Source organism: Nocardia sp. NPDC049190 (assembly GCF_040648115.1).
Taxonomy (GTDB): Bacteria; Actinomycetota; Actinomycetes; order Mycobacteriales; family Mycobacteriaceae; genus Nocardia.
Map to the genome: position 1 here is coordinate 119,533 of NZ_JBEZDE010000013.1, position 18,189 is coordinate 137,721.

17 protein-coding genes, 1 pseudogene and 1 riboswitch are annotated in these 18,189 nt (G+C 67.6%); of the genes and pseudogenes, 9 read left to right on the plus strand and 9 right to left on the minus strand.

The genetic code is table 11. The features are described 5' to 3' along the window. Positions 1–3: 3 nt before the first annotated feature. Positions 4–1,443, minus strand: a complete 1,440-nt coding sequence (dacB, locus tag AB0B25_RS14365) for a D-alanyl-D-alanine carboxypeptidase/D-alanyl-D-alanine-endopeptidase (protein ID WP_357178617.1) — start codon at positions 1,441–1,443, stop codon at positions 4–6. Positions 1,444–1,658: 215 nt separating this feature from the next. Here dacB and AB0B25_RS14370 point away from each other — a divergent pair, with 215 nt between their 5' ends. Beyond that, the gene (locus AB0B25_RS14370; protein WP_357178474.1) at positions 1,659–2,150 is read left to right on the plus strand and encodes an inorganic diphosphatase; all 492 of its coding nucleotides are present in this window, start codon (positions 1,659–1,661) and stop codon (positions 2,148–2,150) included. Positions 2,151–2,239: 89 nt separating this feature from the next. Here the strand turns inward: AB0B25_RS14370 and AB0B25_RS14375 are convergent. From AB0B25_RS14375 to AB0B25_RS14385, 3 genes and pseudogenes are all read right to left on the minus strand, one after another. Next, a pseudogene (locus tag AB0B25_RS14375) lies at positions 2,240–3,924 on the minus strand (MDR family MFS transporter). Continuing rightward, positions 3,921–4,433, minus strand: coding sequence for a MarR family transcriptional regulator (locus AB0B25_RS14380; protein WP_357178477.1), 513 nt, complete (start codon positions 4,431–4,433; stop codon positions 3,921–3,923). Before AB0B25_RS14380 ends, AB0B25_RS14375 begins: the two are co-directional and overlap by 4 nt. A gap of 87 nt (positions 4,434–4,520) precedes the next feature. Next, positions 4,521–5,342 carry a crotonase/enoyl-CoA hydratase family protein gene (locus tag AB0B25_RS14385; protein WP_357178480.1) on the minus strand — a complete coding sequence of 274 codons (822 nt, stop codon included), beginning with the start codon at positions 5,340–5,342 and terminating at the stop codon, positions 4,521–4,523. A 193-nt stretch (positions 5,343–5,535) separates the two neighbouring features. Between AB0B25_RS14385 and AB0B25_RS14390 the strand changes: the two genes are divergently transcribed. The 3 genes from AB0B25_RS14390 (at position 5,536) to AB0B25_RS14400 (ending at position 7,013) form a co-directional block, all read left to right on the plus strand. After that, complete coding sequence (locus AB0B25_RS14390; RefSeq protein WP_357178483.1) at positions 5,536–5,856, plus strand: 2-oxo-4-hydroxy-4-carboxy-5-ureidoimidazoline decarboxylase; 321 nt, start codon at positions 5,536–5,538, stop codon at positions 5,854–5,856. Positions 5,857–5,909: 53 nt separating this feature from the next. Beyond that, on the plus strand, positions 5,910–6,386 hold the full coding sequence (locus AB0B25_RS14395) for a YbaK/EbsC family protein (RefSeq protein ID WP_357178486.1): 477 nt from the start codon (positions 5,910–5,912) through the stop codon (positions 6,384–6,386). A gap of 75 nt (positions 6,387–6,461) precedes the next feature. Continuing rightward, entirely contained in the window at positions 6,462–7,013 is a 552-nt protein-coding gene (locus AB0B25_RS14400) for a flavin reductase family protein (RefSeq protein WP_357178488.1), read from the plus strand. A gap of 5 nt (positions 7,014–7,018) precedes the next feature. On the opposite strand, the gene AB0B25_RS14405 is transcribed toward AB0B25_RS14400, so the two are convergent. The 3 genes from AB0B25_RS14405 to AB0B25_RS14415 form a co-directional block, all read right to left on the minus strand. Beyond that, positions 7,019–7,480, minus strand: coding sequence for a Uma2 family endonuclease (locus tag AB0B25_RS14405; RefSeq protein ID WP_357178620.1), 462 nt, complete (start codon positions 7,478–7,480; stop codon positions 7,019–7,021). Beyond that, positions 7,467–7,628, minus strand: coding sequence for a hypothetical protein (locus tag AB0B25_RS14410; protein ID WP_357178491.1), 162 nt, complete (start codon positions 7,626–7,628; stop codon positions 7,467–7,469). The genes AB0B25_RS14405 and AB0B25_RS14410 overlap by 14 nt, the downstream gene beginning before the upstream one ends. Positions 7,629–7,705: 77 nt before the next feature. Further along, positions 7,706–9,025: an aminotransferase class V-fold PLP-dependent enzyme gene (locus AB0B25_RS14415; protein ID WP_357178494.1), complete on the minus strand. Its 1,320-nt coding sequence runs from the start codon at positions 9,023–9,025 to the stop codon at positions 7,706–7,708. A 44-nt stretch (positions 9,026–9,069) separates the two neighbouring features. Then, positions 9,070–9,183, minus strand: a riboswitch (SAM riboswitch). 390 nt (positions 9,184–9,573) lie between these two features. Here AB0B25_RS14415 and AB0B25_RS14420 point away from each other — a divergent pair. Together AB0B25_RS14420 and AB0B25_RS14425 are read left to right on the plus strand one after the other, a co-directional pair. Further along, positions 9,574–13,488, plus strand: a complete 3,915-nt coding sequence (locus AB0B25_RS14420) for a Pls/PosA family non-ribosomal peptide synthetase (protein ID WP_357178497.1) — start codon at positions 9,574–9,576, stop codon at positions 13,486–13,488. Continuing rightward, complete coding sequence (locus AB0B25_RS14425) at positions 13,488–14,825, plus strand: M1 family metallopeptidase (protein ID WP_357178500.1); 1,338 nt, start codon at positions 13,488–13,490, stop codon at positions 14,823–14,825. Before AB0B25_RS14420 ends, AB0B25_RS14425 begins: the two co-directional genes overlap by 1 nt. A gap of 8 nt (positions 14,826–14,833) precedes the next feature. On the opposite strand, the gene AB0B25_RS14430 is transcribed toward AB0B25_RS14425, so the two are convergent. Both AB0B25_RS14430 and AB0B25_RS14435 read right to left on the minus strand, forming a co-directional pair. After that, the gene (locus AB0B25_RS14430) at positions 14,834–15,022 is read right to left on the minus strand and encodes a hypothetical protein (RefSeq protein ID WP_357178503.1); all 189 of its coding nucleotides are present in this window, start codon (positions 15,020–15,022) and stop codon (positions 14,834–14,836) included. A 92-nt stretch (positions 15,023–15,114) separates the two neighbouring features. After that, positions 15,115–15,573, minus strand: coding sequence for a DUF2752 domain-containing protein (locus AB0B25_RS14435; protein ID WP_357178506.1), 459 nt, complete (start codon positions 15,571–15,573; stop codon positions 15,115–15,117). Between the two features lie 307 nt (positions 15,574–15,880). Here AB0B25_RS14435 and AB0B25_RS14440 point away from each other — a divergent pair, with 307 nt between their 5' ends. From AB0B25_RS14440 to AB0B25_RS14450, 3 genes are all read left to right on the plus strand, one after another. Next, positions 15,881–16,165: a hypothetical protein gene (locus tag AB0B25_RS14440; protein ID WP_357178508.1), complete on the plus strand. Its 285-nt coding sequence runs from the start codon at positions 15,881–15,883 to the stop codon at positions 16,163–16,165. Between the two features lie 203 nt (positions 16,166–16,368). Further along, a complete protein-coding gene (locus AB0B25_RS14445) occupies positions 16,369–17,421 on the plus strand; it encodes an alpha/beta hydrolase (RefSeq protein ID WP_357178511.1) in 1,053 nt (350 codons plus the stop codon). A 259-nt stretch (positions 17,422–17,680) separates the two neighbouring features. Beyond that, the gene (locus AB0B25_RS14450) at positions 17,681–18,088 is read left to right on the plus strand and encodes a hypothetical protein (RefSeq protein WP_357178514.1); all 408 of its coding nucleotides are present in this window, start codon (positions 17,681–17,683) and stop codon (positions 18,086–18,088) included. Positions 18,089–18,189: the final 101 nt, after the last annotated feature.

Below are 18,189 nucleotides of genomic sequence, written 5' to 3' on the forward strand. Positions count from 1 at the left end.
CCGTCATGAGCATCCACAGTTACGCAACGTGCTTGCGATCGCGTCCAGCGCGGGCCTGCTCGCCTCCGGCGGCCTATCGTTCGACATCAGAGCGAAGGTCAGCACCCGCCCATCGGCGTCCAGCACATATCCGACCAACGCGCTGGACACCGACAGAGTTCCGGTCTTGGCGCGCACCCACCCGGCGCCATTGCGATTCTGGGTGACATAACGGCTGGTCAGCGAGCCCGTGCCGCCGGCGACCGGCAGGTCGTCGAGCAGCGGGGCCAGCGTGATCGCGAGCCGGTCGCTCTGCGGCTTGGCCTTTGTACCGACCGGTTGCACCGCGGTGGCGCCGTTCGGCTCGGCCGCGGTCGCGATGATCCGATCGAGCAACCGCGCGGGAGTCCGATCGTCGACCGAGAGCCCGCTGCTGTCGTGCATGACCAGACCGGTCAGGTCGAATCCGGCTTTGCTCAGCGCCGCGCTCGTCGCGGCGACCGCGCCGCTGAACGACGCCTCGCCGCCGGTCGCCTGCGCGATCTCCCGGCCGATCGCCTCTGCGAGCACATTGTCGGAATGAACCATCGTGTCGTGCAGTCGGTCGCGCAGGGGCGCCGACCGCACGCTCGCGACCTCGGCCGCGCCGGGCGGTGCGGTCCCCACCCTGACCCGGGCCGGGTCGAGACCAAGGTCACCGGCCAGTCGCCGCCCGGCATCCAAGGCGGGCGTCACGGTGCGCGGGGAGTATTCCACGAGCGGCTGCAGGCGGCCACCGTCGATCATCACCGACTCCATCGGAGCGATAGACCCGTCACCGATGTCGACCGGGTCCCACCCTTGCGCCATGGTCGGGCCCTCGTAGGCGGAAGTGTCGACCACGATCGTGTCCACCGGGCGGCCCGCGGACCTGATCTGCGCCACCAGATCGGACAGCCGTGGGCCGTTCGGGTAGTAGCCCTTGCCGTCGGGCTCCGCGGTGAGCGTCGGATCGCCACCACCGACCAGCACCAACTCGTTCGGCGCCGATCCGGTGACCACCGCAGTGGTCACCCGGTGATCGGCGGGCAGCGCCAGCAGCGCGGCCGCGGTCGTGAGGATCTTGGCTGTCGACGACGGGATCATCGGCGTGTTCGCGTCACCACTCCACAGCACCGTAGCGCTGGCGGCATCGGTCACCTGGCCCGCGAACACGCCGAGGTCCGGGTTGCCGACCACGGGGGCGAGCGCGGCCGCGATACCCGCGGGGCTCGGTGCGGGCGCGTTCGAGCGGGCCGGGCCGACTTGTGGAGACGACTCGACCGCCGCGGGCGGCGCGGAAATGGTCAGCCCGCCGTGGCGGAACTCGTCGGTCCACGGCCGCAGCGCGAGTAACGCCCCGATGCCGCCCCCGAGCACCACCGCCAACACGGTCGCTCCTGCGATCCAGGTCTTCCGTCGCCGCCGGGCGGCCAGCCCACCGATGTTCTTGTTCCGACCAGACACGTCGACGTTGCTCTCCTGATTTCCGCGGCAGCCGCCTGCCGCACCCATGTCCCCGCCGATCACACTATCCTCGTTGCGCAACTGTTCCCCCGAACAACCTGGCGAGTCGGCACACTCCACAGCGGCCGAGTCGACAGCCGCCGATGAGAAGTCGAGTCGTCGGGACTCGGCACCGATGCATTGAAGGAGATGGCGTGGAGTTCGACGTCACTATCGAGATCCCCAAAGGTTCCCGTAACAAGTACGAGGTCGATCACGAAACCGGGCGGGTCCGGCTCGACCGGTTCCTGTACACGTCCATGGTCTATCCCGCCGACTACGGTTACATCGAGAACACCCTCGGCGAAGACGGCGACCCGTTGGACGCGCTGGTCCTGCTGCCCGACTCGGTGTTCCCCGGCGTGATCGTGGAGGCCCGTCCGGTCGCGATGTACAAGATGACCGACGAGGCAGGCGGTGACGACAAGATCCTGTGCGTGCCCGCGGGCGACCCGCGCTGGGATCACATCCAGGATCTGAAGGACGTCCCGGAGTTCGAACTGGCCGCGATCAAGCACTTCTTCGAGCGCTACAAGGACCTCGAGCCCGGCAAATTCGTCAAGGGCTCGGAGTGGGTGGGCCGCGCCGAGGCCGAGGCCGAGGTCGAGGCATCGATCCAACGGCTGAAGGAGCACGGCGGACACTGACCGTCCCGAACTGCGCGGCGGGGTAGTCCGGTACTTTCCGGCTACCCCGCGCCGGCGTTTCCGGGCGCACCGCGCCCGACCGCTCTCGATCAGCTTTCGACCTCGCCGTCCTGCCCCGTGTCGGCATCATCGTTCGCCGCCTGGATCCCACCGACCTTGCGCAACGGCACCTCCCGCCAGAACACCACCAGAATCAGCGCGAGCAGCGCGACACCGGTCGCCGACAGGAACACCGTGGACATCGACTCGGCGAAACCGACCTCGAACGGCCGAGCCAGATCCGGGTTCAGCTCCTGGATGATCGAGCTGTCGTGCAGTACCTCCCCGGCCGCCGAAGTGTCTTGCGCCAGTAGCCCTTTGGACAGTGCGGCATCAGCGGGGTTCGCGCTGCGCGCGCCCGCGAGCACGGCGTACTGGAAGGTCGGGTCGGTGGCCGCCGACCGCATCTCGGCGGAAATGTTCGCGGTCAGCTGCGCGAAAAGGATCGAAAGGAACACCGCTACGCCGAGCGTGCCACCGATCTGCCGGAAGAAAGTGGCGGCCGCGGTCGATACGCCCATGTCCTTGGGCGGCAACGCGTTCTGCAGCGCCAGGGTCAGCGGCTGCATGAGATTGCCGAGCCCGAAGCCGGTACACACCATGAAGATCATGACCAGCCACAGTGGGCTGTCGGCGTCCAGGTAGTGCAGCAGGAACAGTCCGAGCGTCAGCATCGTCGCACCGATCAGCGGGAAAGCACGGTAGCGTCCGGTACGCGAGATCAGCTGGCCAGAAACGACCGAGCCCGTCATCAGTCCGAGCACCATCGGCAGCATCTCCAGACCGGCCAGCGTCGGGCCTGCGCCGCGCACCACCTGCAGATACTGCGGCAGCAGCGAGATGCCGCCGAACATCGCCGCACCGACCACGAACGAGATCACCACGCCGAGCGCGAACGTCGTGTTACCGAAGATCCGTAGCGGGATCAGCGCCGCGTCCCCCAACCTCTTCTCCACCAGAACGAAGCCGAGGACACCGAGCGCCACCGATCAGATAGCAGGCGACCGACCGCTCACTGTCCCAGCCCACACACGCCCCTGTTCGGCGACGATGAGCAGCGGGACAAGACCGATCGCCAAAACCACCGTGCCCCACCAGTCCACCCGGTCGGTGGACCGTGCTCGTTCCGGCAATGTCAGCACTCGGGACACGACCGCGAGGGCGATCAGGCCGATCGGCACGTTCACCAGGAATACCCAGCGCCAGCCGCTCACGCCGAGGATGCTGTCCTGCCCCGCGAACAGGCCGCCGAGCACCGGGCCGATCACGCTCGAGGTGCCGAACACCGCGAGGAAGTAACCCTGGTACTTGGCTCGCTCGCGCGGCGCGACGATATCGCCGATGATGGTCAGCGCCAGCGACATCAGCCCGCCGGCACCGAGCCCCTGAAACGCGCGGAACGCCGCGAGCTGGTACATCGACTCCGCGAAACTGCACAGCAGCGAGCCGAGCACGAAATCGCGATGGCCGCCATGAAGAACGGCTTGCGGCCGTACATGTCGGACAACTTGCCCTACAGCGGTGTCGCCAACGTCGCGGTGATCAGGTAGGCGGTGGTGGCCCACGCCTGCAACGCGTAGCCGTCGAGGTCGTCGGCGATGGTGCGGATTGCGGTCGACACGATCGTCTGGTCCAGCGCGGCCAGCAGCAGGCCCAGCATCAGGCCGCCGAGGATCGCCAGGATCTGGCGATGGGTGAAAGCGGCAGGCGCCGGCGTGGTGTCCGACCCGGTCATGAGTCGTGCTCCGTCCGGGTGGGGTCGGCCCAACGGCGGCGCATCGCGGCCACCATTCCGGGGCGGGCGAGCTCGAAATCGTCGACGAACTGCCGCAGCAGATCGGCGAAGGCCGCTGTGGACTCCGGAGTCCAGGCCGCCAGCACCGTGGCGAGGCTCTCGGTGCGGCGGCGACGGATCTGTTCGGCGACCGCGCGACCGTGATCGGTCACGGCGAGCACGGTGGCGCGGCCGTCGGCCGGGTCGGCCAGCCGCTCGACCAGCCGACGTTCGACCAGCTGGGCGACCTGACGGCTGATCGTCGACGCGTCGGAGTACAGCGCTTCGGCCAGCGCTCCCGAGCGCATCGGCCCGTCGCACAGCAGCCGGAAGAGGGTCTCGAATGCGGCCGGGTCGAGACCCCCCTTGGTCAGCCCGCTGAGCTGTGCCGCCGTGCGGTCACGGATCCGACCCAACCGGATGAGTTGAGCAGCGATCGTGTCGATCGACTGATCATCCACAGCATCCACGTCATCACACCTTTATTTGCATCCATCAATTAGTTGCGCGACGCAAGTATGCGAGGGGGTCAGTTCCGGGGCAACTCTGCAGACGGCTTACTGGCCCTTGAATTCTGGCGCGCGCTTCTCGAACACGGCCTTGATCGCCTCGGTGAGGTCCTCGGAGGGAAGGAACGCGGCATTCCAGGCGGAGACGTAGCGCAGGCCGGCGGCGACCTCGTCCTTACGCCGCTGATCCAGCACATCCTTGACGCCCTGCACCACCAGCGGTGGGTTCGCCGCGATCTCGCGCGCGGTCGCGTGCGCCGCGTCCAGTACCGCTTCCTGGTCCGGGAAGACGTCGTTGACCAAACCGATCTTCTCCGCGCGCACGGCGTCGATGTCCTTGGCGGTGTAGGCGAGCTCGCGCAAGTGCCCCTCCCCGATGATGCCGGGCAGCCGATGCAGCGACCCGATATCGGCAACGATCGCGACCTTGGCCTCCCGCAAGCTGAACTTGGCGTCCGCGCTCGCGTAGCGGACGTCGGCGGCCGCGATCAGGTCGAGGCCGCCACCGATGCACCAGCCGGACACCGCCGCGATCACCGGCTTGCGGCAGTCCGCGACCGCCGTGACCGCCGCTTGCATCGTGCGCACGTCGCGCAGCAAGGCGGTGCGTGGCTCGGCCAGAGCCCGGTCGGCGAGCACCGGCCCGAACGTGCCGCTCATCGCGGGCAGGTCGAGCCCGTAAGAGAAGTTCTTGCCCGATCCGGTCAACACAACCGCGCGAACCCCGGGGTCGGCGTCGAGCGCGTGGAACACCTCCGGCAACTCCCGCCAGAAATCCGGGCCCATCGCGTTCCCCTTGCCGGGACCGAGCAACGTGACCTGCGCGACGTGATCCTTCGCTTCAACGGTGAAAGCCTGCCAGTCAGTCATTCGTACAGCGTATCGAGACGGCGCGGCACCGGTACCCCGGCCACCGGGACCGTCCGTCGTATCGAACTCGCCAAGAAGACCGCGGAGCGTGTAAATCCTGCGCAAATTCGTAGCAACGCACTGGTTCCAGGTTCACGGCGCGACGGATCATGGTCATGTCAAAACACCGCGATTCTGAGGTTCGGAGACGACCATGCTGCTGCACCAGGGAATCGGTCTCGACCGGTTCAACGAGATATCGCGCGGTCGCGCGGTGCACGCGCTCTACGAGTGCTGCAGCAATGTGACGTGGGCGGCGACGCTGGCCGACGCCCGTCCCTACGCCAACCGAGACGCGCTGTTGAGCAAGGCCGACGTCGAACTGCTCGCACTGTCCCAGCGGGACATCGACCACGCCTTCGAAGCGGTTGTGCACGAACGGGTCTCGGAGCACAACCTGACCGAGCTCGCACGAATCACCCGCACCCGGATCGGGGGAATGCTCGGTCCGGTCGAGGGCTACCCGGATTACTGATCGGCATTCCGGCTCACCCGACGGACCGCACGCAATCGCTCTACCCTGGTTCCATGCGCAGGTCGTTGTTGTCACCGGTAGCCTGCCGGGTCGCGGACACCCTCATCGCCCGTGGGCATCACGGCCTCATTCTCACCCAGTCCACGCCGACGCATACCGCCCTCGACGCGGCGCGGGCGCTCGGCGTCGATGTGGGGGCCATCACGAAATCGCTGGTTTTTCTGCTCGATGACGAACCGGTGCTGTTGCTGGTCTCCGGCGCACACCAGGTCGACGTGTCGAACACCGGCGCGCGCCTGGAAGGAAAGCTGACTCGCGCGCCCGCAGACCTGGTCCGTGCGGTCACCGGACAGCCGATCGGCGGAGTCGCACCGGTCGGCCATCCGACCAACCTGCCGACCTGGGTGGACAACGCGCTGTCCGCGCACCGCGAGGTCTGGGCCGCCGGCGGGCATCCGAACACCATTTTCCGCACGTCGTTCCGCGAATTGGTGCGGATCACCGCGGGCCTCGCGATCGACATGGATTGAGTCGGCGAGCGGGCCGCGACACCGAACGACCATGTACTCGGCCCACCACGCCTGGTCCACGCGTAGTTTCGTCATGTGACCGAAGCACCCCGGCCCGAGACGGAATTCCGGATCCCCGATGATCTGAGCGGAATCACCGCTGAGCAGTACCGCACCTCCATGCGCCACTACCCCGCGGGCGTCACCGTCGTCACACTGTCCTCGCCGCGGGGGCCGATCGGCTTCACCGCGACGTCGTTCGCCTCGCTGTCACTGGCGCCCCCGCTGGTCTCGTTCAACATCGCACACACCTCCTCCAGCCTGTCCGCACTGCTGGACGCCGAGTCCGTGGTCATTCACTTCCTGGGCGAACACCAGCAGCACCTGGCCCACCGCTTTTCCAGCAACGCCGACGAGCGCTTCAGCGACCACTCGCTGTGGACCACGCTGGACACCGGCGAACCGGTCCTGCACGGCACTCCCATCTGGTTGCGCGCCACCGTGCACCGACTCATCCCCATCGGCGACCACACCGTGGTCGCCGGCCTGGTCACCCGAGTGCACGACAACACCGATCAGAAGCCCGCCGCCGCCCCGCTGCTCTACTACGACGGGCGCTATTACCGCCCGACGTCGCTGGGTGACTGACCGACTCAGGCGCCGTCCAAGGCGGCGAAGTCGACCTCGACCGGAAATGGGTCGGTCAGTCCGAGCACGTCCTGATGCGTTTCCGAAAGCCGGTAACTGCGACTGGCCCAATCCAGGCGGTATTCCTGGATAATCTTCACTTTTCGATCGGCGTCCAAGTGCGCGATCAGGTAAATCGGAATTCCCTCGTTCGCGTATTCCGCACACTTGTCCACCGAGTCGGCGTACTCGGATCCCGACGAGACCACCTCGACCACCAGCAGTACGTCCGCGGTCGTCAACTTCCGGTCACCCTCGATGCGGCGATGTAGCGCGACATCCGGACGGCGGAACGAGAACCCGGGGCTCGCCGGGCGACTCCGGAGGTAGTGCATCTCGAAATCGGTGACGACGCCGGTGCACGGCTCGGCCGGGCTTGCCCGCTCCAGGGCATTCGCCAGTCGCCGGGCGACGTTATTCGACGTTATTGTGCTGGAAGGTTCCGCCGCGGCATACGATTACGTGGCCGTCGACCACCTCGATCTGCCGTTGGATGTCGTCCGGAAGAGCCGCGTAGCCCTCCTCGGTGATCAGAAGCGCACCCGGGTCGACGGCCCAGGCAGGGAGCGTGCTCATGCGTCCACCTCGAGGTCGGGTACTTCAGTACGCCGAGAATATCCGCTCGCATTGCCCTGATCGGGACACCGCGGCCCTCAGCCGATCAGGCAGGGGGCGGCGCCGGCAGGGGCGGTGGAGCGGAAGGGGCGCGTTTCGGGGGTGGGGTTCCACAAACCGTTGGTGGCGGCGTACTCCCAGGCAGGGCCGGTGCGAACGAGAGCGGCGACGGCCCCGACGAGCCGATCCACATCGGCGGCGGTGGTACCGAGACCGATGCTGGCGCGCAGGGCCCCATCCAGCCCGAGGCGGGTGAGCAGTGGGTGCGCGCAGAAGCGTCCGTCCCGGACACCGATACCGTGTTCGGCGGAGAGGTAGGCGGCGACGTGGCCTGGCACGAATCCGTCCAGGGTGAAAGCGACAATGCCGACAACGTCGGGACTATCGGTCCAGATACGCAGCAAGCGCACACCATCGATCGCGGCAAGGCCGTCGCGGAGGCGGTCGGCGAGCCGATCCTCTTGGGCGGCAAGGGTTTCGGCGTCGATCGTGCAGAACGTGTCACAGGCGGCAGCCAGCGCGGCGGCGCCGAGAACGTTCGGCGATCCCGCCTCGTGCCGCTGTGGAGCCGAAGCCCACTCGGCGCGGGTCGCACTCACCTCGAGCACCGCCCCGCCTCCGGCCAGGTACGGTTCGGCCGCATCGAGCCAGTCGCGGCGGCCGACCAGCACACCCGCCCCGAACGGCGCGTACAGCTTGTGTCCGGAAAAAGCCAGATAGTCGATGCTGCTCTCGCGCAGACTGATTCGCCGGTGCGGCGCCAACTGCGCTGCGTCGACCAGAATCCGGGCACCGCACTGGTGCGCGATGATGGCCAGCCGGTCCAGCGGAAGCACCTCACCGGTCACGTTGGACGCGCCCGTCACCGCGAGCAACGCGGCCGGCCTGCTGCACAGCTCGGCGACCAGCCTGCCGATGGTCTCTTCGACGGTGTCGGCGGCCCGAACGACGCGGCGGCCGTGTTCGGTCCAGGGCAGGAAATTGGCGTGGTGCTCGATGTCCAACACCACCGTCTCGCCGGGAACGCACGCGGCGAGCAGGTTCAGCGAGTCGGTCGTATTGCGGGTGAATACCACGACCTGATCGTCGGCAGCGTCGAGGAACCTGGTCACCGAACCGCGAGCAGCCTCATAGCACTCGGTGGTGATCCGCGAGGCGTAGCCCGCGCCGCGGTGCACACTCGCGTAGAACGGCAGCAGCTGCTGCACCCGATCGGTGACCTGCGCCAGCGCGGGCGCGCTCGCCGCGTAGTCGAAGTTGGCGTAGGTGGTCGTCCCGCCCTGCACTAGCGGCACCTGGAGGTCGTCACCGGAGACCCGGGCGAGTGCGGCACAAGTGTTGTCGACAGCAGAGGTCATCACGTAAATCCCGTCGGCTCTGGGACCCGCGATCGTGTTCGTCGAGTCCGCGCTTGCCGCACCCAGTCAGGCGTCGGCCCGGTCGTCACCCGGAGCACCCCACCGCGGAGGAGGGTTGCCGGCCAGCAAGCCGGGGCTTCACGCTGGCACTCATGACCTGACCCGAGATTGGCAGACGCGCCCCCGAACTGTCAACTGGGTTCGCCATCGACGTGCGGCGCGCGCTGTTCGCGGGGCAACCGACCTCGATCGCCGCCGCGCGGCGGCGATCGAGGCGGAATCGGGTGCGCTGTCCACACATCCAGCGATCATTCGGCAAACTCTACGTGAACTGCGGCGACCAGGCGTTTACCGGGCCGCGCGGGTCGAAACTCGATCCGACCGCACACGGCACCAGACGGTCCCACGACCGGTTCGGTGAACTACCGACGACAACAACCGCGGGTACCGTGGACAACTGGCCACCGTGGTGTTTGCCCTTTGGTAACCCCGCTATGACACAACTACCGGAAGTGCGAGGCAGGTCGATGGGAGGTGGGCAGAGCGCCATGCTCCAGCCACAGGTTGACGCGACGGCGAGCCCGCTGCTGCGGGGCGACCATGCTTGCGAGGTCCGCACGCTCGTCGACATCCTGACCGCCACGGCGCTCGCATACCCCGACGCCCCCGCCATCGACGACGGTCAGGTGGTGCTGTCCTACCTCGAGTTGGTCGTCGAGATCGAGAAGATCATGGCAAGGCTCGCCACAGCGGGCGTGCGCGCGGGCGACCGGGTAGGCGTGCGGATGCCGTCGGGCGCCCGCGGACTCTATGTCACCATCCTCGCCGTCTTGTACACCGGCGCCGCCTATGTGCCGGTCGACGCCGACGACCCGGACGAGCGCGCCCAACTGGTCTTCCGCGAAGCGGGAGTCACCGCGATCGTGACCACCGAGGGCATCGAGACCACGGCGGCGGGCATCCGGGCCGCGGAACAGACCGCGCGCGAGGACAGCTGGACCACGCTGCCCGCCCCCGGCGACGACGCATGGATCATCTTCACCTCGGGCTCCACCGGAACACCGAAAGGCGTTGCGGTCACCCACCGCAACGCCGCCGCGTTCGTCGACGCCGAAGCCGAGCTGTTCCTGCGCGGCGCACCGATCGGTCCGGGTGACCGGGTCCTCGCCGGTCTCTCGGTAGCGTTCGACGCCTCCTGCGAGGAAATGTGGCTGGCCTGGCGCAACGGCGCCTGCCTTGTGCCCGCCCCGCGTGAACTGGTCCGCACCGGCGCCGATCTCGGCCCCTGGCTGCTCCGGCGGGAGATCAGCATCGTTTCGACCGTACCGACGCTGGCCGCAACCTGGCCGGTCGAGGCGCTGGACGCGGTGCGTCTGTTGATCTTCGGCGGCGAGGCCGTCCCGCCCGAACTCGCCGAACGCCTGGTTGGCAGCGGTGATTCGCCCCGAGAGGTGTGGAACACCTACGGCCCCACCGAGACAACGGTGGTCGCCTGTGCGGCGCTGTTGAACGGTCGGTGGCCGATTCGGATCGGGCTGCCGCTCAACGGCTGGGACCTGGTCGTCGTGGACGCGTCGGGAAACCCCGTGGCGGAGGGCGAATCCGGCGAGCTGGTCATCGGCGGCGTCGGCCTGGCGCGCTATCTCGATCCGGCCAAGGATGCGCAGAAGTATGCCGCGCTACCGTCGGTCGGTTGGGATCGCGCCTACCGCAGCGGCGACCTGGTCCGCAACGACAGCGCCGGGCTCGTCTTTCTCGGCCGCGCCGACGATCAGATCAAACTCGGCGGCCGCCGAATCGAACTCGGCGAGATCGACAGCGCGTTGCAGCATCTGCCCGGCGTCACCGGCGCCGCCGCCGCGATCCGCACCACCAAGGCGGGCAACCAGCTCCTGGTCGGCTACCTGACCGGGCCAGGATCGGACTTCGACGGCAAAGCCGCCCGAGCCGTACTCACCGAACAGCTTCCGGCCGCACTGGTCCCGAGACTCGTCGTGGTCGACGAGTTACCCACCCGGACCTCCGGCAAGGTCGATCGCGACGCACTGCCGTGGCCGTTGCCCAACGCTGACGACAACGATGACGACAACGACCTGACCGGTACCGCTCACTGGGTCGCCGGGCTGTGGGATTCGGTTCTCGGGGCCGAGGTCGGCGACCTCGACACAGACTTCTTCGACCTGGGTGGCGGCTCGCTCGCGGCGGCCCAGTTGGTCACCGCCCTGCGCGAACGGTATCCCCAGGTCACCGTTGCCGACCTCTATGACCATCCTCGCCTCGGTGCGCTCGTCGAGCTGCTCGAGCAGACCACACCCGCGGTCGCCGTCGCGGAGCGCGTCGTACGCCCGACACCGCTACTCGCTCAGACAGCGCAGGTATTGGCCACCGTCCCGCTGACCACCCTCACCGGTCTGCAGTGGCTCACCTGGCTCGCGATCGTCGGCAACATCGCGGGCTGGTCCGACTCGCTGCCCTGGCTGCCGCAGCTGTCCTGGTGGTGGACGCTGGCGGCGTTCCTGCTGTTCATCTCGCCGCCCGGCCGCATGGCGATCTGTGTGGGCGGCGCCCGGCTGCTGCTGCGTGGCGTCCGACCCGGCCGTTATCGTCGGGGCGGCTCGGTCCATCTGCGGCTCTGGGCGGCGGTCCGGCTGTCGGAGGCCAGCGGCGCCGAGAATCTCTCCGGCGCGCCGTGGATGGTGCCGTTCGCGCGTGCGCTCGGCGCGACGATCGGCAAAGGCGTAGACCTGCACACCCTTCCACCGGTGACCGGCATGCTCCAACTCGGCGACGGATGCAGCGTGGAACCGGAAGTCGACCTGTCCGGTTACTGGATCGATGGCGATGTGGTCCATCTCGGTCCGATCGTCATCGGCCCAGGCGCGGTCGTCGGTTCCCGATCGATCCTGTTGCCCGGCACGAAGATCGGTAAGAACGCCGAGATCGCACCCGGCTCGGCGGTGTCGGGCAAGGTGAAAGCCGAACAGGAGTGGGCCGGCTCGCCCGCCGTGAAGGTCGGTAGGGCCCGGCATCGCTGGCCGCCGACCACGCCGGACCGCGCCGCGCATTGGGTCGGCATCTTCGGCGTCACGTCGGTACTGCTGGCCGCGGTGCCGATCCTCGGCCTCGGCGCGGGCGGTGCGTTCATCGCCTGGTTCATCCGGGATACCCGTACCTTGGCGGACGGTTCGGTGCGCGCCTTCGCGATTCTGCCGATCGCGACCCTGCTCAGCCTCGGCGTCTACGCGGCGGCGACCATCATCGCCGTCCGACTGCTCGGTATCGGCCTGGCCGAGGGGTATCACCCGGTGCGTAGCCGCGTCGGCTGGCAGGCCTGGGCTACCGAGCGGCTGCTCGATTCCGCGCGCACATTCCTGTTTCCGCTGTACGCGAGCCTGCTCACGCCGCTGTGGCTGCGTTTGCTCGGCGCGAAGATCGGCAAGAGCGTCGAGGTGTCCACGGTGCTGCTGCTACCGAAATTCACCACGGTCGCCGACGGGGCGTTCCTCGCGGACGACACCATGATCGCCAGCTACGAACTCGGCGGTGGCTGGCTGCGCATCGGTGAGGCGAAAGTCGGCAAGCGCGCCTTCCTCGGCAACTCCGGGATGACCGCGCCTGGCCGCCGAGTTCCGAAGAACGGACTGGTGGCGGTGTTGTCGGCGGCGCCATCCAAGGCGAAGGCAGGCTCGTCCTGGCTGGGCAGCCCACCGGTCCGGCTACGACGCGCGACGGAGAACACCGACGCCGCGCGCACGTTCAACCCGCCCGCGCGGCTGCGGGTCGCCCGCGGCATCATCGAAACCTGCCGCTTGATCCCGGTTCTGGTCACCTTCGCCATCGGCCTCGGAGTGCTGTTCACCCTGGCCTGGCTCGCGCAGGCCCTCGGCCACCTGGCCGCCGGGCTACTGAGCGGACTGGTGCTGCTTACCGCGGGCGCGGTCGCCGGGGCGAGCGCGATAACCGCGAAATGGCTGCTGGTCGGGCGCATTCGCGCCGAGGAGCATCCGCTGTGGAGTTCATTCGTGTGGCGCAACGAGGTCTCCGACACCTTCGTGGAAACCGTTGCCGCGCCGTGGTTCGCGCGCGCCGCGACCGGAACTCCCGTGCTGAACCTCTGGCTTCGCGGTCTCGGCGCGCAGATCGGCCGCGGGGTATGGTGCGAGTCCTATTGGCTACCGGAGGCGGACCTGGTGACTCTCGGCGACGGCGCGACCGTGGAACGCGGTTGCGTGGTGCAGACCCACCTGTTTCACGATCGAATCATGGCCATGGACGCCGTCAGTCTGGGTGCTGGCGCAACGCTCGGTCCACACTGCGTCGCGCTGCCCGCGTCCGCCCTCGGCGACGGCGCGACCATCGGTCCTGCGTCCCTGGTCATGCGCGGCGACGCGGTGCCTGCCTCGACGCGCTGGTGGGGCAACCCGATCGCGCCCTGGTTCACAGGCGATCCCGGGGCACGCTGATGCCGGGCAAGTTCTACGAGGCCCCCATCGATGAGTACCTACCGCAGAACGGCAATCGGGGCTATCGCGTATCCCGGTACGAACTCGAGTTGATCTACAAGGTAGCCAGCAACCGACTGACCGGCCGGGCCACGATCACCGCGGTGACCACCGCCGTGCGCCCGAGGTTCGCCTTCGACCTTGCTCAGTCGCTGGTCGTCTCGAAGGTGTTCGTCAACGGGGTCAAGGCGGCGAAATACATCCACCAGCACAGCAAGCTGGTGGTCACACCGCAGCAACGGATTCCGGCGGGTGGCGTGCTGTCGCTGGTGGTGCGGTACGGCGGCATCCCACGACCGGTGCGCGGCCCATGGGGAGAGGTCGGCTGGGAGGAGTTGACCGAGGGGGTGCTCGTGGCCAATCAGCCCAACGGCGCCGCCTCCTGGTTTCCTTGCGACGACCACCCGAGTTCCAAAGCGACCTATCGGATTTCGATCACCACCGACTCGCCGTACTACGCGCTGGCCAACGGCATCCTGCTGCGCAAGCAGGCCAAGGCCAGCCAAACCACGTGGGTGTACGAACAGTCCGAGCCGATGTCGAGCTATCTGGCGACTATCCAGATCGGCCCCTACCGCAAGCATCGCATCGACCCCCCGCACGACTCGGTGCCGATGCAGGCGGTCATTCCGCCCCGGTTGCGCGCCAACTTCGACCACGACTTCGCCCGTCAGCCGCAGATGCTCGAGGTCTTCACCGAAAAGTTCGGTCCCTACCCGTTCGAGGGATACACCGTGGTGGTGACCGATGACGAGCTGGAGATCCCGATCGAAGCGCAAGGTATCTCCGTCTTCGGCGCCAACCATTGCGACGGTCGTCGCGGCGCCGAGCGGCTGGTCGCGCACGAGCTGGCCCACCAGTGGTTCGGAAACAGCCTGACCATCCGGCAGTGGCGCGACATCTGGCTGCACGAAGGCTTCGCCTGTTACGCGGAGTGGATCTGGTCGGAGGCGGCGGGCGGACCGAGCGCCGATCAGTTGGCCAGGGCCGCGCGGCACAATTTGGCGCGCGAGCCGCAGGACATCGTGGTCGGCGACCCGGGACCGCTGCGAATGTTCGATGACCGCGTGTACAAGCGTGGCGCGCTGACCTTGCACGCATTGCGGCTGGAACTGGGCGATACCGCGTTCTTCGAGCTGCTACGGGAGTGGACGATGCGCTATCGCCACGCTCTGGTGACCACGGAGGAATTCACTGATCTGGCCGGGCACTACAGCCTGATGCCGCTACGCCCGCTCTGGGATTCCTGGCTACTCGCCGAGCCGTTACCCCAGCTGCCGCCGTACGGCGGCGGGTAGCCGGCTGATCAGAACACCAGATAACGCACGGCGAGTTCTTCGACCAGCGGGTCGTCGTCGGCGACGTTGGCCAGCGTGTCCAGATCGGTTTCGACGGCGATCTGCCGTGGGTCGTCGTGCTCGGAGTCGGGAGTGCCATCCTCTTCGAGCTGGCGCAGCAACTTCGCCCGCACCCTGTCCTTCAGTGAATCGCTCATAGTGGCAGCTTGCCGGGTCCACGACAGGGCGGATCGCGCGGGCCCGCCGAATTCGGTCGAGCATTGGTGCGGTGCGGAATTCGCGGGTGCCGCTAGACCGGGGTCAACAGCGTTCCCCACGGCGTATTGCGCAGCACGGTGTAGACCGTCAGCAGCGCGAAGAACGTCCACATCGTGGTGCGGCTGATAGTGGGCAGCCGCATCGACCGACCATGCCACGCCCGGATGGTCCAGTCCCCCACCCACAGCACAAACGCGAGAACCAGCGGAATCGCCAGCAGATTGCTATGCAGCGCATCGACGAGTTGCCCGTCGGTGAGGTTGTGCACCGCACGCATGCCACCGCAGCCAGGGCAATACCAGCCGGTCAGCGCGTAGACCGGACAGGTTCCGTACGAACCGTCGACATGGGGATCCCGCAGGTGCAGCAGCATGCCGATCCCTACCCCGGCACCCGCGACCAGCAATGGCACTGCCACGCCGCGCCACCCGGACCTCGATTCCGTCTTCGGATCGGCCGCGGGGCCGGGGACAGTATGCGCGAATTCCACAGGATCAACCGTAACCGCGGGCCGGTCGGTGCCGCCACGCTCGCACGCCCTGCCATGAACCTGGATCGCGATGCGGGTCCGCCACCGCGTTCGGGTTCCCGGTCCGCTCCTGTGGCCCCGCCACGTCCGGCGCCGACGAACCGAGGGGCTGGGTCAGGAACCAGGCGGCGCGACATCGCGCCTGCGCTGCGCGGGCATCGGTGACGCGAAACCGATTGCGTCGGTGGCCACGCCACGGTCGTGGCTCCAGCCTCTGACAAGATCGAAAGCATCCGCCGTTTTCGCTGGCAGCGTAAAATTTGTCGATGTGGATGCCGCTGGTGGTACCTGGCTCGACGGATTCGGGATCAGTGCGGCTCGCAAGCTCCAGTACGGGCAGGTGGGCCACTGGTGTACACCCCAGGACGGTGATCACGCGGTCGACGACACCGCGCGAACCGTCGCGGTGGAGATCGACCCCGGCGATGGATCGTCGCTGGTCGTCTTCGTTCGCGTCCCCAATCGTCGGGACGTGCCCGGCGATTTCCATCCCAACGATGAAGTCTGCCTGGTGATGCCCGATATCGTCGCAGCGCACTACCCGGCGAGTTGACCCACGGCGATAGCCGTCTCGACCATGTCGCGCCGCATATCGGCGGGGCAGCACTCCTCCCGCACCGAGGTTCCCGATTCGATCTTTGACCGGATTGATTTCGGGGTATCCAGGTATAGACCAGGATTCCACCCACGGGTGCTTGCACTAGCAAGCACCCGAGCTTGCGACGTAGTGTGGCGGTGGACACAAAGGAGTGCTCGATGCTGGTGAAGTCGATGAGGACGCTGGCCGACGCGCGTAATGGCGCGCTGACTGCCGCATACCGCGCCGGATTGCGATCTCGCACTTACCGGACCACGTCATTGAACGCCCCCACCGCCCCGTGTGCGGTCATTCCGGTCACCACCTCGGACGGCGCCCGCCTGCGGGTGCACGCCTACGGTCCAGCCGACGGTGACGTCATCGTCTTGATCCATGGCTGGAGTTGCAGTATCGAATACTGGAATCCCCAGATCAACGCCTTCGCCGACCGGTATCGGGTGGTCTGCTACGACCAGCGCGGGCACGGTGCCAGCGAACTCGGCAGTCTCGTCCCGAGCAAGCAGACACTGGCCGAGGACCTGTCGGCCGTTCTGGACGCCACACTCCGCCCCGGACAGCGCGCGGTGCTCGTGGGTCACAGCATGGGCGGAATCACGCTGCAGGCGTGGGCCGATCGATATCCGGAGCAGGTGCCCCAGCGCGCCGCCTCGGTCGTCCTGCTGAACACCACCTCGGGCAACATACGCTACGACACCGACCTGCTTCCGCTGCTGAACAAACCGCTGACCCTGGCGAATCGGCCGATCACGCTGCTCGGAGCCACCGTACGAATGCCGGTGATCGTCGGCGAGACCATTCTCACCGCCCCAGTGCCGGTGCCGGGAGGCTGGCCGGTGCGCACACTGTTCAAAGCGCGCATGATGTCCGCGAAGGCGACGGCGGATGAGGTGAACTTCGCGCTCGGGATCGTGCGGTCCTGTCGCCCCTTCACCCGCGGCAGGCACGCCGCCGCGCTCGCCGACATGGATCTCACCGGCGCCGCCGCACACCTCACCGTGCCGACGACGGTGATCGCGGGCTCGTGCGATCGTCTCTTGCCCGAACGCATGTCGCGCCGCATCGCCAACGTACTCAGCGACACCGGTCGGCTTGCCGCCTACCACGTATGGCCCACCGGTCACCTCGGCAACATCGAAGCCGCCGACCGCTTCAACCGAGAGTTGGCGCGCATCGCCGGATGCGCCGACCGGCACGACACTGCTGCGAGTTGACCGCGTAAACGCTTCGAGTCGGTGATCGACCTCCAGCTCAGGGACAATCGCCCGGCCTGCCGCCGACCATCCGAATCCGGTCTCGTCGAACTCGGCGGAGGTCGCCGGCCAACGGATCGAGCTGCGCCCATTCGCGTGGCACTAACACAGAGTTACCGTGAACCGATGATCCGACAGACGGATCGGTTTCTTCGAACGGAGCACAGTGCACGTATTTCGCGGTGTATCGGCCCTGCTTCTGGCCTTGGGCGCGCTGGCAGTGACTACCACCTCGGCGTCCGCCCTGCCGATCGGAATCCCACCGGCGCGGACGCTCTGCGGCGGCGGCGGTTTCGGCGGCGGAACGGTGGCGGCGTATTTCGACCCGGCCCGCGACCTGGACGGCACGACGACCATCTGGATCCGTCCGGAATTCACCTTCGTTCCCACCGTCCCGGGCGGCTACTGCAGCGTGGACGTCACCCTGTACTGGCGCAACAATGACACCGGTGTGATCGGCACTGCCGCCGCGAGCCCCGTCTCGGTGGGCGACAACACCGCCGCCAGCGAGAACACCGACGGCCAGTGGGTGCCGATCACGATCGATGCCGGTCATGGGCGACTCGAGGTATTGCTCGCGACGAACTTCCTACACGTTCCCGGCAAGGGAACCTTTATCGACGTGTAGTCAGCCCCAGCTGGGCGGAGGACGACGCGGAGCGCGGACCCGGTGAAAAGCCGGGCCGTTGTCGAACAACGGGTGGCGACGAGGTCTACCGGCAGGAACAA